This is a genomic window from Pseudomonas sp. LB3P14 (assembly GCF_054898045.1).
Window position 1 is genome coordinate 373,166 of sequence record NZ_CM142714.1, and the last position, 13,710, is coordinate 386,875.

13 protein-coding genes are annotated in these 13,710 nt (G+C 59.4%); 6 read left to right on the top strand and 7 right to left on the bottom strand.

The features are described from left to right. Position 1: 1 nt before the first annotated feature. From ACYZT5_RS01775 to ACYZT5_RS01795, 5 genes are all read right to left on the bottom strand, one after another. Entirely contained in the window at positions 2-1,012 is a 1,011-nt protein-coding gene (locus tag ACYZT5_RS01775; protein WP_462049512.1) for an ABC transporter substrate-binding protein, read from the bottom strand. Positions 1,013-1,025: 13 nt separating this feature from the next. Then, positions 1,026-2,366 (bottom strand): LLM class flavin-dependent oxidoreductase, encoded by a 1,341-nt coding sequence (locus tag ACYZT5_RS01780; protein WP_462049513.1) that lies wholly within the window; start codon positions 2,364-2,366, stop codon positions 1,026-1,028. Positions 2,367-2,393: 27 nt separating this feature from the next. Next, positions 2,394-3,362 carry an ABC transporter substrate-binding protein gene (locus tag ACYZT5_RS01785; RefSeq protein WP_462049514.1) on the bottom strand — a complete coding sequence of 323 codons (969 nt, stop codon included), beginning with the start codon at positions 3,360-3,362 and terminating at the stop codon, positions 2,394-2,396. A gap of 127 nt (positions 3,363-3,489) precedes the next feature. Further along, on the bottom strand, positions 3,490-5,073 hold the full coding sequence (locus ACYZT5_RS01790; RefSeq protein WP_462049515.1) for a rhodanese-related sulfurtransferase: 1,584 nt from the start codon (positions 5,071-5,073) through the stop codon (positions 3,490-3,492). Beyond that, positions 5,070-5,678: a cysteine dioxygenase family protein gene (locus ACYZT5_RS01795; RefSeq protein WP_462049516.1), complete on the bottom strand. Its 609-nt coding sequence runs from the start codon at positions 5,676-5,678 to the stop codon at positions 5,070-5,072. Before ACYZT5_RS01795 ends, ACYZT5_RS01790 begins: the two co-directional genes overlap by 4 nt. A gap of 231 nt (positions 5,679-5,909) precedes the next feature. Between ACYZT5_RS01795 and ACYZT5_RS01800 the strand changes: the two genes are divergently transcribed. Continuing rightward, entirely contained in the window at positions 5,910-6,815 is a 906-nt protein-coding gene (locus ACYZT5_RS01800; RefSeq protein ID WP_462049517.1) for a LysR family transcriptional regulator, read from the top strand. Between the two features lie 122 nt (positions 6,816-6,937). Further along, entirely contained in the window at positions 6,938-7,732 is a 795-nt protein-coding gene (locus ACYZT5_RS01805) for a class II aldolase/adducin family protein (protein ID WP_462049518.1), read from the top strand. 166 nt (positions 7,733-7,898) lie between these two features. On the opposite strand, the gene ACYZT5_RS01810 is transcribed toward ACYZT5_RS01805, so the two are convergent. Then, positions 7,899-8,987 (bottom strand): LLM class flavin-dependent oxidoreductase, encoded by a 1,089-nt coding sequence (locus ACYZT5_RS01810; RefSeq protein ID WP_462049519.1) that lies wholly within the window; start codon positions 8,985-8,987, stop codon positions 7,899-7,901. A 381-nt stretch (positions 8,988-9,368) separates the two neighbouring features. Here ACYZT5_RS01810 and ACYZT5_RS01815 point away from each other — a divergent pair, with 381 nt between their 5' ends. The 4 genes from ACYZT5_RS01815 (at position 9,369) to ACYZT5_RS01830 (ending at position 12,884) form a co-directional block, all read left to right on the top strand. Next, on the top strand, positions 9,369-10,253 hold the full coding sequence (locus tag ACYZT5_RS01815; RefSeq protein ID WP_462049520.1) for an ABC transporter permease: 885 nt from the start codon (positions 9,369-9,371) through the stop codon (positions 10,251-10,253). Between the two features lies 1 nt (position 10,254). Beyond that, positions 10,255-11,055, top strand: coding sequence for an ABC transporter ATP-binding protein (locus tag ACYZT5_RS01820; protein WP_462049521.1), 801 nt, complete (start codon positions 10,255-10,257; stop codon positions 11,053-11,055). Between the two features lie 25 nt (positions 11,056-11,080). Beyond that, complete coding sequence (locus tag ACYZT5_RS01825; RefSeq protein ID WP_462049522.1) at positions 11,081-12,091, top strand: ABC transporter substrate-binding protein; 1,011 nt, start codon at positions 11,081-11,083, stop codon at positions 12,089-12,091. Positions 12,092-12,374: 283 nt separating this feature from the next. Further along, on the top strand, positions 12,375-12,884 hold the full coding sequence (locus ACYZT5_RS01830; RefSeq protein WP_462049523.1) for a hypothetical protein: 510 nt from the start codon (positions 12,375-12,377) through the stop codon (positions 12,882-12,884). A gap of 146 nt (positions 12,885-13,030) precedes the next feature. On the opposite strand, the gene ACYZT5_RS01835 is transcribed toward ACYZT5_RS01830, so the two are convergent. Continuing rightward, a complete protein-coding gene (locus tag ACYZT5_RS01835; protein WP_462052166.1) occupies positions 13,031-13,621 on the bottom strand; it encodes a helix-turn-helix domain-containing protein in 591 nt (196 codons plus the stop codon). Positions 13,622-13,710: the final 89 nt, after the last annotated feature.

A 13,710-nucleotide genomic window follows, 5' to 3' on the forward strand; every position in this document is an offset into this window, starting at 1 on the left:
CTCATAGGGGCAGCAACGGGAAGTTTTTGTCCCACAACGGACTGACATCGAGCCGTTCGCTCAACACGCCGGCGTCGAAGAATAAGTCAGCGACTTCCTGCTGCGAGGTGATGGCCTGATCGTTGACTTCGATGATTCTCGATGGCTGGCTGCGGTTGTTGTACATGTCGAGAAACACCGCTTTGTCGACGCCTAGCAGTTGCGCCGATTTGGTGGCCCAGGGCTCGGGGTTGTTGTTGATCCATTCAAGCGTGCGCGCCTGGCGTTGCAGGTAGTCCTGAATCGCTTGCTTGCGCAGCGGGTCTTCCAGTGCGGCGGGACGGGCGGCGATCAAGTAGTTGCCCGACAGATAACCCAACGCGGTTTTCAACACCCGGGCGCCACTGCGGAACTTCGCCAACTGGATAAACACGCCGTAGATAACCCAGGCATCGAGCTGGCCACTCTGAAAAGCACTGAAACCATCCTGCGGCGTGAGCGCGACGGGCGTGATGTCCTTCATGGTCAGGCCTTGTTCCTTCAGCGCCTTGATCAGAAAGTAGTGCGACGTGGTGGAGCGCACGTAGCCGACCCGTTTGCCACGCAACTGCGCGACCGATTCCAGCGTCGAGTCTTTGGGGATGAGGAACACCTGGTTGTTCACATCGCCTTGCAGCACCGCGATCAGACGCGGTTGGCGATGGCTCTGAATCGAGAAGATTGGTGGAATCTCACTCATCCCGCCAACGTCCAGACTGCCCGAGGCCAAGGCTTCGACGATCAGGTTGCCGCCGGCAAATTCCGAGTAGTCGACTTTGTACGGTGTATTGGCGGTGCCGGCGTCCTCGGTGAAATACGAGTCCTGGCCCCGGTACGTGGCAACCCCGAGGGTCAAGTCCGAGAGTTTGGTCGTTTGGGCGAACGCGCGAGAAGCTAACCCCAGTGAGGACAGGCCCAGCGCCCCGAGGGCGATCGAGCTGGCTGTCAGGAAGCCGCGACGATTGAACGGTCCCTGTGTGATGTTTTTCGTCATGGTCAGGCTCTTGTCAGATGGCGAGTTGCACGGCTGTTTGCCTGGTCGTATGTCGGTTGGCGGGTACGTCGAGGCTGAGGTTGTCACGCAGGGTCGTGCCGCTGTATTCGTCGCGAAACAGACCGCGTTGTTGCAGGATCGGCACCACCAGTTCAGTGAAATATTGCAGACCGTCGGGCAACAACGAGTTGATGATGAAACCGTCCGCAGCGCCTTGTTCAAACCACGTCTGAAGGGCATCGGCAACCTGCTCGGGTGTGCCGACGAAGTCACGCCGTGGCCGGGAGAAACGCAGCGCGACTTCGCGCAAGGTCAGGCCTTCGTCCCTGGCCAGTTGCTTGATTCGGTCCGACCCGCCTTTCTGGCTGTTGGAACCCAGATCACCCAGCTCGGGGAATGGCGCATCCAGCGGGTATTGGCTGAAGTCATGGTCGTTGAACGGCCGGCCCAGGGCGACAATCGCATCCTCGATCGTCACCAGCTCCACCGCTTGCTGATAGCGGCTTTCAACCTCCGCCTCATCGCGCCCGACAATCGGCCGGATCCCCGGCAGGATCGACAGCTTCTGCGCATCCCGGCCGAAGCCGCTGGCGCGTTGTTTCAGGTCCTGATAGTAGGCGCGGGCTTCGTCAAAGGTTTCGGGGCTGACGAAAATCGCATCGGAATTCTCGGCGGCGAAATTGCGCCCGGCCTCCGAGGTGCCGGCCTGGAAAATCACCGGCTGACCTTGCCGGGAGCGCGCAATATTGAGCGGGCCTTTCACCGAGAAAAATTCACCTTTGTGCTCCAGGGCATGCAATTTACCGGGCGTGAAAAACTCGCCACTTTGCTTGTCGTAGGCGAAGGCATCGTCTTCCCAGGAATCCCACAACCCCTTGACCACATTCACATGTTCCTTGGCGATGCGGTAACGCACGGCATGGGGCGGGTGCTCGGCCTTGCCGAAATTATCGGCGGTGCCACTGAGCCAGGACGTCACCACGTTCCACCCGGCGCGCCCGCCGCTGATATGGTCCAGGGAAGCGAACTGGCGGGCGACCTGGAACGGTTCGGTGTAGCTGACGGTGACAGTCGCCACCAGGCCGATGTGATGCGTGGTGGCGGCCAGGGCCGAGAGGATAGTCAGCGGCTCGAAGCGGTTGAGGTAGTGCGGGCTGGATTTCTCATGGATGTGCAGGCTGTCGGCGATAAACACGAAGTCGAACTTCGCCGCTTCCGCCAGTTGCGTCTGCTGCTTATAGAAATCGAAGTTCACGCTGGCGTTCGCCAGGGCCTGTGGATGGCGCCATTCGCCCCAGCCATGGCCGACACCATGGACCATCGCACCGAGTTTCAGTTGGCGTTGTTTGCTCATGGTTCTACTCCTGAATCCGTCGCATCGTTATCGAGATGCCTGGTTAAGTTGGGCACGCTTGGCGTTGAAGCTCTTGTCGAAGCCTTGGGAGACGTCGATGTGTTTGCTGAGAATTCCTTCTTCCTGATAGATATCCGCGGTGGTTTGCAGGCCGCTGATCACCTTGTCGTCAATCTCCACGGGCTCCATGTGCGTGCCTTTGGCCACGGCGACATGCACCGCCAGCGGCAAACCGGTAACCCGCGCCTGAGCGGCGGCATATTCCTCGGGGTGGGCGTTGGTCCAGCGATAGGCGCGATCGACCCGGGCGACGAAATCGTCGAGTTGCTGGCGTTTGCCGGTGATGGCCTGGCTGGTGGCGGCCAGGTACAGATGGTTGGTCAGCAGGGTTTCGCCACTGGCCAATACCTTGGCCTGATTCTGCGTGGTGGAAATGGTGGTGTAGGGGTCCCAGGTCGACCAGGCGTCGGCACTGCCGTTATCCAGCAGGATTCGCGACTCGCTTGGCAGCAGGTAAATGAACTGCACGTCGTGGGTGCTCAGGCCGACGCTGCGCAAGGCTTTAATCGCGAGGAAGTGACCGATGGAGCCGCGGGTGGTGACGATTCGCTTGCCCTTGAGATCACTGGCGTTGTTCAGCGCCGAATCCTTGGGCGCGAGGATGGCGGTGGTGTAGCGGCCCTCGGCATGCAAGATGCTGACGACTTTGATCGGCGCGCCGGCCCCGAGGGCGAACACGTAGGGCGCATCGCCCAGAGCACCGATATCCACTGCGCCGGCATTCAGCGCTTCGCCCAACGGCGCGGCGGCTGGAAACTCGGAGAACTGGATCTCGTAAGGCACGTCCTTCAATTCACCGGACACCTCCAGCAGCACCTTGATCGAGGACTTTTGATTGGCCACCCGCAGCGGTTGAAGGTCCGCTGCGTGGGTGGTCGCACCGACGGTGAGGGCGACGGCGATCAACAGGTGTTTGAAGGGCAGGGTAAAGCTCATGACGGCGTGCTCCAGGCGGATTTTACTTCTTTGGGTCACCTCCGCCTGGAGAAAGGGGTCGGTCCTGATTTAACGGTATGTGCATAAAACGGCGCTGCCCGGTATGCGGCGCAGAAGCCTGGTGTGCTCAGATCACGAAAAAACCATGGGTGCCATCGCGGGCAAGCTGATCCACCAGCCCGTATTCCCAGTCCAGATAGGCTTGCATGGCTTCGCGAGGGTTATCGGTGCCCTCGTAAGGACGGCGATAGCGGTCGATGCGTGGCGACGCCAACTGACTTTCGCCTTCCTCAAGGGGCAGTTGCGCAGCGATCCAGCTGGCGGTGCCGTCTTTAAGCAGGAACACCGGTTTACCGGTCAGCGCCTCGACCTCGGCGACCGCGAGGCGTGCCAACTGGCTGCTGCCGCAGGTCAGTACATAACGCTGCGCGGGTGGCACCTTGGCCAGGGCTTCGCGCAGTTGCCCGCGCAATGCCCACCACGCGCCGGGGATATGGCGCTTGACGTAATTGGCGCTGCTGGTGAAATCCAACACCACGCTGTCGCCATCGGCAAGCCATTGGGCGAGGGTTTCGGGGCTGATTTCTTCAGCCTGTCGTGGCGCGGGAACTGGCGCTTGCCAGCCACCTTTTTCGCTGAAATGCACAGGCTGCAGGTCATCCAGCACATGCACTTCCCAGCCCAGTTGCGAGAGCCAGGACGCCGACATGTTGGCGCGCACGCCATCGTCGTCGACCAGCACCAGGCGCGCACCGCGCACGCTGGCGAAGTGATCGGTTTCCTGCACCAGTTGGCCGCCCGGTGTCGAGCGGGCGGAGGGCAGGTGGCCGGCGTCGAATTCTTCCGGTGTGCGTACGTCGAACAAGTAGGTGCTGCGAGTGGGTTCTTGTTGCCAGCGTTGCAGGTCGGACAGGGTGGCGCGGCCCACCAGGGCTTTGTCGGCGACGCGACGGGCATCGCGGGCGGCGACGTGTCGATGCTCTTCGCTGGTCGGCGCGAACCGGCGCGACTGGCCGTGTTGAAGTGTCTGACCGGCCAGGGTCCAGCCGATGGTGCCGTTGCGCAAGGCGGAAACCGGGTTGGCGATGCCGGCATTGATCAACGATTGAGTGCCGATGATGCTGCGTGTACGCCCGGCACAGTTGACGATGATGCGCGTCGCAGGGTCTGGCGCCAGCTCCCGGGCGCGCAGCACCAGTTCCGCCCCCGGTACGCTGATGCCCGTGGGAATGCTCATGGTCTGGTATTCGTCGAAACGCCGGGCATCGAGCACAACCACATCGGCTTCGCTGTCGAGCAAGGCCTGAACCTCTTCCGCCGCCAGGGACGGCGTGTGGCGCTGGCTTTCCACCAGTTCGCCAAAGGCTTTGCTCGGCACGTTGACGTCGATGAACAGCTCACCACCGGCGTTTCGCCAACCGTCCAGGCCACCTTCCAGCACGCTGACATTGACGTAACCCAGGCCTTGCAAGCGCTGAGCGGCGATCTGCGCGAGGCCTTCGCCGTTGTCGTAGACGGTGACGTGGGTATCGAGCCTTGGAATCCGCGAATACACCTCAAGCTCAAGTTTGGACAGTGGAATATTTGCCGCGAACAGCGGGTGCGCCTCAGCGAAAGGCGCTTCTTCGCGCACATCCACGAGTGCCAGTTCTTCTTTGTTCAGCAGTGCCTTTCGAATCTCGGCGAAGGAGCGGGTCAGTACGGTGCTCATAGGGCTTGGCTCTCTTTGGACAAATCCCAGATATTGGGGAGAAAGGCGTTGGAATAACCGGAGATAAACAGTTTCTCGCTGCCATCGGGCTGGTACACCGCGCGGCGCACGGCACCGATGTTGGCGCCATAGACATGGATGCTGATGGAGACCTGATCATCAAAGGCGTTGCTGACTTGATGGATGTCGCCAATCTTGGGCGACACCGCCTCGACCTGACCCGGCGCCAGCTGTATCCGCTGGCCCTCGGGCACCAAGGTGCCGTCAGGGTTACGTGCGAAACCTTGCGAATACTCTGCGCCACGCAACATACCGATCAGACCCCAAACACGATGATCGTGGATCGGCGTGCGTTGCCCCGGGCCCCAGACAAAACTGACGATACTGAACCGCTGCCTTGAATCGGCATGCAGCAAAAACTGTTGATAGCGCTCTGGGTCTGGTCGAGCAAAGTCCTCAGGCAGCCAGTCGTCATGGCTGACCAGTTGAGCGAGCAACTTGCCGCCGCGATGCAGCAGATCACCTTCGCGGGGGTTGCCGTCGATCAATTCCGCCAGGGCGCCTATAAATGCTCTGAGTCTCTCCGGGTGTCGGGCCTGGGTCATGGCGATTTCCATTGTTCGTTCGAAAAGTTGACCTTTTGATTTAAGCATAATGTTTTAGATCAATATGCGATTGTTTAATGATTAGGTTATAGCTGAAAGGAATTAATAGGCCGGTAACACCGCGTAAGACGCTATTGAACGGTGCTCCGCAATACGGCGGACTATCCAGATTCAAACAATAGAACTATGCTTTTCAGACATCTTATTGACTGTTCTCTATGTGCGGGCCAAATGAAAATTGACGATATCGATGCCTTTGTCGAAGTGATTCGTTGCCAGTCCATCAGCCATGCTGCCGAGTCGCTGCAGCTGACCCAGCCGGCCATCACGCGGCGCGTGCAGAACTTTGAGCAGGCGCTGGGCGTGGAGTTGTTCGACCGCAATACCAAACCGCTCAAGCCCACACTGATCGGCACGCGGGTGTACGAACAATGCCGTTTGATCCTGCGGGAAATGGATGCGTTGCGCGAACTGGTGGCCACCGATGCACCGCCCACAGGGCTGCTGCGTCTGGGCGTTCCGCAAACCATCGGCGACGTGGTGCTGCTCGATGCGCTCAAGCATCTGCGCATGGAGTACCCCGAATTGCGGGCTCAGGTGGCCACGGGGTGGGGCAGTCAACTGGTCGGCAAGATCGAGCGCGGCGAACTGGATGCGGCGGCGGCACTGTTCCCGGCCGGCAAGATTTTCCCGGACAACATTATTGGTGAGTCCATCGGCAAGATGGAGTTGGTGGTGGTGTGCGCCAAGGCTCAGATGCCCAAGCGTCCGTGCAAACTCGCCGACGTTTACCAGAGTGGCTGGATTCTCAATCCCGATGGCTGTGGCTTCCGGGCGGGGTTGCAACGCACCCTGTCGGACCAGGGCCTGGCCCTGCGGATCAATCTGGAAACCTTCGGTACAGAATTGCAGCTGGGCCTGGTTGCAGACGGTCTGGGCCTCGGGCTTGTGCCGCGTCCGTTGCTGGAGCGCAGCGCCCATTTCGATCAGCTGGCGGTCATGCCGCTCAAGGATTTCAAACCGGTGATGGACCTGTGGCTGATCTACCCGCATTTTCTTGGCAACCTGCAAGGACCAGTCGACGCGTTTGGCAAACTGGTTGCCGGATCGTTGCAAAAGATCAAGAGCGCGGCATGAATGGAGTGGCTGAAGATAATAAAAAAAAATGATAATTAGCTTAGATTAAAATGTGCTTTTTATTATTTTTTGGCTTCCCATAGGCTGGCTGGAATCCTTAAGGCCATCCAGGAAGTTTTGCCATGAGCAGCATCAGCCCGTTATCCAGTGTCTCGAAAAATGTTCGCCAGCGTGTCAGCCCGGAAGAATGGGAGGTGCGTGTCAAACTGGCCGCGGCCTATCGGCTGGCGGCCCTGTTCAAATGGACCGATCACATCTACACGCATTTTTCTGCACGGGTGCCGGGGCCTGACGAGCATTTCCTGATCAATGCCTTCGGGCTGTTGTTTGATGAGATCACCGCCTCCAACCTGGTCAAAGTCGACATCGACGGCACCCTCGTCGATGACCCGACAGGGCTGGGTATCAACTACGCCGGTTACGTGATTCACAGCGCCATTCACGGAGCGCGTCCCGACCTGCAAGCGGTTCTGCATACCCATACGCGCGACGGCATCGCGGTGTCCGCTCAGCGCGACGGGTTGTTGCCGATTTCCCAGCACTCCATCGGTTTTTCCGGGCGGGTGGCCTATCACGGATACGAAGGCGTGGCGCTGGATCTGGACGAGCGTGAGCGTCTGGTGGCCGATTTGGGCGATAAAAGTGTGTTAATCCTGCGTAACCACGGTTTGTTGACCGCAGGTATCAGCGTCGAACATGCGTTCCAGCAGCTGCACGTGTTGGAGCGCGCCTGCACTATTCAGATCGCCGCCCAGTCCGGCGGCAATGCCGAACTGATCTTTCCGCCGGCCGAGGTGGTGGCCAAGGTCGAGAAGCAGGCCGAGGTGTTCAAGAGCGGCGACGGGCCAGGTGTTGCGCGGCATTGGAATGCGTTGATCCGCCAGTTGGAGCGGACCGATATCGATTATAAGAATTGAGCCTTTCCCACAGGTATCACTGGTGAACACAGCCCTTGTGAACACCCCCGGAACAAAAATGTGGGAGCGAGCCTGCTCGCGAAAGCGGTCTGCCAGTCAACATCCCTGTTGAGTGTGCTGCCGTCTTCGCGAGCAGGCTCGCTCCCACAATGGATACTCCGTGTCTTCAGGCTACCTTTTCAGCCGCTTGCCGCTCACGCTCCGCCACCAGTTTTCGGGTCAGCGGGATCAAACGCTTGCCGTAGTCGATGGCATCGTTGAGTGGGTCGAAACCGCGGATCAGGAAGGTGGTGATGCCCAGGTCGTAGTAGTCGAGCAGGGCTTCGGCCACTTGTTCCGGGGTGCCGACCAGTGACGTCGAGTTGCCTTGTGCCCCCAGCAGGCCAGCGATCCCGGTCCACAGTCGCTTGTCCAGACGCGAGCCTTGAGCGGCTGCCGCCAGCAGGCGCCGGGAGCCTTCGTTCGGTGGTTCGCGGCGCACAAAGCCATTCTGTTCAGCCAGGGCGGTGGCCTGTTGCAGGATGCGTTCGGCACGTTCCCAGGCTTGCGCTTCGGTGTCTGCCAGAATCGGTCGCAACGACAGGCTGAAGCGAATCTCTCGGCCATGTTTGGCGGCCTCGGCGCGCACCTGTTTCACCACTTCGCGCACTTGCTCGTAGGTTTCACCCCACAGCGCATAGACGTCCGCATGCTTGCCCGCGACCGCAATCGCGGCCGCTGATGAGCCGCCGAAATACAGCGGAATGTGCGGCTGTTGCGGCGACTTCACGGCTGAGTGCGCGCCCTCGAACTGGTAATACTTGCCGTCATAGTTGAAAGGTTTTTCGCGGGTCCATTCCTGGCGCAGCACATCGAGGTATTCATCGGTGCGCGCGTAGCGCTCGTCCTTGCCGATGTAGCTGCCGTCGGCCCGCAGCTCGCGATCATCGCCGCCGGTGATGATGTGCACGGCGGTGCGTCCGCCATTGAAGACATCGAGGGTAGCGAACTGGCGCGCGGCCAGGGTTGGCGCAGCAAAACCCGGTCGATGGGCGATGAGGAACTTCAGGTTTTTCGTCACGCTGGCCGCATGCGAGGCAATCAGCGTGCTGTCCGGGCTGTTGGAGTGGAAGGCCACCAGTGCGCGGTCGAAACCTGCGTCGTCATGAGCACGGGCGACGGTTTCCACGTACTCAGGCTGTAAGACAGGGCCGCTGCGGGGGTGGATTTCCGAAGCATGGTGGCCGCCGATGTAGCCGATGAATTCAATACTCATGGGAGTTCCTTGTCGTTGGATAGCGTGATTCAAGCCTCCACCTGGCATTGGGGTCGGTCTGTGGTGTCGAAGGTAGGCGCAGCGGGCAGGGCTGTGAAATGCCGATTTGTTCTAAGTTAATTATTAAATAAATGAATCATAAGAAAGCGCTGATATCAGGTAATGGTATTTTAATCGGTGTCCGCCATGCACAATGCAAGGCGTGGGGGTTGAGCCTTTTTATTATGCAAATAATTTATCTGGTTTATTTTCTATCTGATTTTTAATCATATTAGGTTATTCCTAAAAAGAATTTCACTGAGGTTTTTTATGCGAATAGCATGAATTCTGAAGCTGACGCATGGCGCCTCCGGCCATGTTCTTTATGAGGAAGGAAGCCTGATGACTGAAAAGTCTTTTCATACACCGAGTGCCAGTAGCTCGTTTTCCGTCAATAAGGCCATTCGCCTCAGCAGTGATCTGCAGGGAGCATCAAAGCTGATCCCCAATTGGCTGAGAAACTGGCGAACACCCGAAGTGTTGCTGCGCCTGGTGAGCCCGATCGCGCTGCTGCTGTTGTGGGAGCTGGCGTCGCAGTGGGGGCTCATTCCGCAACGGATCATCGCGGCGCCATCGCAGATCGGTGGCACGCTCTGGGCGATGATCGTTTCCGGTGAGCTGGGCAAGCATTTGCTGGTATCGCTGCAGCGAGCGCTGCTGGGCTTGAGTATTGGCGTCAGCGTCGGTGTCGTCGCGGCACTGATCACCGGCTTGTCCAAGCGCGGTGAGGTGATCCTCGATTCGCCAATGCAAATGCTGCGCACCATTCCTTCGCTGGCGCTGGTGCCGTTGTTCATTCTCTGGTTCGGCATCGGCGAGTTCACCAAGATCGCGTTGATCGTGACCGGTACGACCTTCCCGGTGTACCTGAACCTGTTCGCCGGCATACGCAATATCGACCCCAAACTGATCGAGGCTGCCAACACCCTCGGCCTGAATCGTCGCGAGTTGATCTGGCACGTGATCCTGCCGGGCTCCTTGCCCTCATTCTTTGTCGGCCTGCGTTACTCCCTGGGGATTTCCTGGCTGGCGCTGGTGTTCGTCGAGCAAATCAATACCACCGCCGGCATTGGCTTTCTGGCCAGCGATGCGCGGGACTTCATGCGCACTGACGTGATTGTTATCTGCCTGCTTATTTACAGCGTCCTCGGCTTATTGATCGACGGACTGATCCGCACGCTGGAGCGTTTTGCCCTGGCCTGGCGCCCAACTTTTGTGAGGACCTGATATGTCGAGCATCGATCTTTTGAACGCGTCGAACCCTGCACATTCAGCGGCGCCCGTACAACTGCGCAATGTCGTGCGCCAATTTGGCCAACAACGGGTGATCGACGGCCTGGACCTGGACATCGCACCGGGCGAATTCGTCGCGCTGCTCGGGGCCAGCGGTTCGGGCAAGACGACTTTGCTGCGCAGCCTGGCCGGGCTGGACAGTATCGACAGCGGCCAGTTGTTGGTGCCCAAGGCGCGGGCAGCGGTGTTTCAGGAGCCTCGGTTGATGCCCTGGAAACGCGCCTGGAAGAACGTGATTCTCGGGCTGCACATCCCCGACGCCAAGGCGCGTGCGGTGCAGGCCCTGACGGAAGTGGGCCTGGCTCATCGATTGGAAGCCTACCCGGCCACGCTCTCCGGCGGCGAAGCGCAACGCGTGGCGCTGGCCCGCGGTCTGGTGCGCGAGCCCAAGCTGTTGCTGCTCGACGAGCCGTTCGCCGCACTCGATGCGCTGACCCGGATTCGCATGCATCGGCTGATCATTGAATTGTGGCGTAAACACACGCCAGCCGTGCTGCTGGTGACCCATGACGTGGACGAAGCGATCCTGCTGGCCGATCGGGTTATCGTGCTGGCCAACGGCAAGATTGCCGAGCAGCTGACGATCGACCTGCCGCGAGCCCGAGACACGGGGCAGGAAGGCTTTCAGGCCATCCGTGCACGGCTGTTGAGTTTGTTGGGGGTTGAAGTGGAAACCATCGCGGTGGCTGAGCGTCAGGCCACGAACAGTACTGTCCGGCGGTTTGCCCATGGTTGATGATTTGAAACAGGGAGGTTGCGTTATGCCAATACGTGTCTGGAGATCTGCGATGTTGATGCTGTCTGGCGCGGCGTTGCTGCTCAGCGGCTGCGGCGATGCCGTCCAGACAAAAGCCCCATCCTCAGCCCAGCCAGCATTGTCCGGCGTCACGCTGGTGCTGGGCGATCAGGCCAAGGGTCTGCGCACGGTGGTCGAGGCGGCGAACGCCTTTGAGGGCATTGACTACAAGGTTGAGTGGGCCAATTTTCAGGGCGCCGCGCCATTGTTTGAAGCCTTGCGCGCCGGCGCGGTAGATCTTGGGCCGGCCGGTGATACGCCGGTGCTCGCCGCCGCGACTGGTGGCACACCCTTGCGCATCGTCGCGGTGCGGCGTAGCCAATCAAGGGGCATTGCGATCCTGGTTCCAGCCGATTCGCCTATTCATAGCGTCGCGGATTTGAAAGGCCGCAATGTCGTGGTGTCTTCGGCCCGAGGCAGCATCTCTCAGTACCTGTTGATTCGCGCACTGGCCAACGCCGGGGTCGATGAGAAAGACGTCAACGTCGGTTTTGTCCTGCCGACCGACGCCTTGTCGGCGTTCAATGCCGGGAAGATCGAAGCGTGGGCCACCTTCGGTATCTATCAAGCGTTTGCCGAGCAGCAGGGCGCCCGGGTGTTGATCAGCGGTGAGGGCATCAACACCGGTCTGACGTTTATCACGGCTTCCGATGAAGTCCTGACCGACCCACTCAAGCGCAAGGCGCTCAGCGACGTGTTGCAGCGTTTCGCCAAGGCGTTCGAGTGGGCCCGGCAGAACCCCGACGAGTACGCCCGGGTCTTCGCCAAGGTCAACGATATCCCCCTTGAAGTTTCGCAGCGGCTGCGCGGTTGGGGCGACGAGTCGCTGTTGCCGGTGGAGCCGCGGGATGTGAAGGCGTTGCAGCAAGTCGACGACTTGTTCGTGGAAAAGAAGATCTTTCCCCATCGCGTCGACGTGCAAAAGCTGACCGACGCCCAAGTGTTTTCTGCCGAGTCGCTGACATTGAGCCGCTGAATTAAAAAAAATGGATCCTGTTTAGATCGATTATTTCTTTCGGTTATTTATATAGCTGTAGTTCGTATATCCATAACCCATAAAGCCGCGTCATGGCTGTGCATGTGGTCGTGATAACAACGGCCTGGTCGTCGTAGCAGCCATTGTTGCCCTGAAGGCCGCACTAAGGCGGTTCCAACATCCATTTTTGCTGTTCGATCATCATCTTGTCGCCTCTGCGTCACTCCTTAGAATTCGCTCCATCAGCTTCGTCCAACTATTCAATGATTCAGGGAGCAACACCATGATGAACGCCATGCCGATGCAAATGCCGATGAACACCACCATGCCAATGATGCCGATGATGGGCATGCCGATGATGATGGCAACCATGTCGTGCGAAATGATGGACGACGGCATGATGTGCAAAATGATGCCGGCGGCTGGCATGGACATGGCCATGTTCAAGAACAGCGCTGAAATGATGCAGATGATGATGAACTGCGGCATGCCGATGATGATGCATTGCGGCAACATGAGCATGATGTGCATGTCCCAGGCGAGCATGGCCATGCCGATGATGAGCACCATGATGCCCATGCCGATGATGGGCATGCCGATGCCATCGATGAAGTGCGTAATGGAATGCACGCTGATGGCTGACTGCATGATGTGCAAAATCATGCCGATGGCCGGCATGAACATGGACATGATGAAAAACTGCTGCACCCTGATGATGAAAATGATGAACGACTGCAGCATGCCGATGATGATGAGCTGCAATGGCATGCCGCTGATGTGCTGCACCTGCTGATCGTCTAAGCAGGCATCAAAACGCCCGGCTAATGCAGATTAGCCGGGCGTTTTGCATTCGCACTTCGTAGGAGCACGGCTTGCCGGCGAAGGCGCCCTCAAGTACGCCTTCGCCGGCAAGCCGTGCTCCTACAGTTTTGGTGTTTGTCAGTCCAGGCGTTCCGGGTAAGTCACCACCAGATAGGCCACCGCCTCACTGTCGGCCGGGTTGCGGTAGCGGTGGGGCTGGTCGGCATAGAACAGGATCGAGTCGCCGGTGGAGAGCAGGTAGCGCTCGTCGTTGACGCTGATTTCCAGCACGCCCTGCGACACCACCAGGTTTTCCTGCACGCCCGGGCCATGTCCCTCGCAGACGTCCTCACCGAGCGGGCTCAGGCGCAGTTCGTAAAACTCCGATTGGCGCGCTACGTCGAACGGAAACAGCGCGCGGCTGACAAAGGCACCGCTGGCACTGACCAGGCGTTTGCTCTGGCTGGCCGACAGCACCGCCACCCCTTCGAAGGCCCGATGCTCAAGAAATGCGGCCACCGACACCTTCAGTCCCTTGGCGATTTTGCACAGCACCTTGATGGACGGCACGCTGCGCCCGGATTCGATTTGCGCCAGCATTGCCCGGCTCACACCGCACTGCCGGGCGAGGGCGTCGAGGGACAGATGACGCTTGCCCCGCAGACGCTGCAGGTTCTGTGCGACCCGTTCGCAGATCGGGTCTTCTTCTGATGATTCCAGGTTATTCAAATCCAGCGCGGGTTCGTCGGCGCTCGCCAGAAAGCGCGAGGGTTCCTGTGCGTTCACGCCTGACGCGTCTCGGTGGCTTTAGCGGCTTG

Excerpts from the sequence above, each read along its gene's own strand:
- ACYZT5_RS01775 (WP_462049512.1), bottom strand. The coding sequence starts at position 1,012 with ATGACGAAAAACATCACACAGGGACCGTTCAATCGTCGCGGCTTCCTG.
- ACYZT5_RS01820 (WP_462049521.1), top strand. The coding sequence starts at position 10,255 with ATGTCGAGCATCGATCTTTTGAACGCGTCGAACCCTGCACATTCAGCG.
- ACYZT5_RS01810 (WP_462049519.1), bottom strand. The coding sequence starts at position 8,987 with ATGAGTATTGAATTCATCGGCTACATCGGCGGCCACCATGCTTCGGAA.
- ACYZT5_RS01790 (WP_462049515.1), bottom strand. The coding sequence starts at position 5,073 with ATGAGCACCGTACTGACCCGCTCCTTCGCCGAGATTCGAAAGGCACTG.
- ACYZT5_RS01830 (WP_462049523.1), top strand. The coding sequence starts at position 12,375 with ATGATGAACGCCATGCCGATGCAAATGCCGATGAACACCACCATGCCA.
- ACYZT5_RS01825 (WP_462049522.1), top strand. The coding sequence starts at position 11,081 with ATGCCAATACGTGTCTGGAGATCTGCGATGTTGATGCTGTCTGGCGCG.
- ACYZT5_RS01785 (WP_462049514.1), bottom strand. The coding sequence starts at position 3,362 with ATGAGCTTTACCCTGCCCTTCAAACACCTGTTGATCGCCGTCGCCCTC.
- ACYZT5_RS01815 (WP_462049520.1), top strand. The coding sequence starts at position 9,369 with ATGACTGAAAAGTCTTTTCATACACCGAGTGCCAGTAGCTCGTTTTCC.
- ACYZT5_RS01800 (WP_462049517.1), top strand. The coding sequence starts at position 5,910 with ATGAAAATTGACGATATCGATGCCTTTGTCGAAGTGATTCGTTGCCAG.
- ACYZT5_RS01805 (WP_462049518.1), top strand. The coding sequence starts at position 6,938 with ATGAGCAGCATCAGCCCGTTATCCAGTGTCTCGAAAAATGTTCGCCAG.
- ACYZT5_RS01780 (WP_462049513.1), bottom strand. The coding sequence starts at position 2,366 with ATGAGCAAACAACGCCAACTGAAACTCGGTGCGATGGTCCATGGTGTC.
- ACYZT5_RS01795 (WP_462049516.1), bottom strand. The coding sequence starts at position 5,678 with ATGACCCAGGCCCGACACCCGGAGAGACTCAGAGCATTTATAGGCGCC.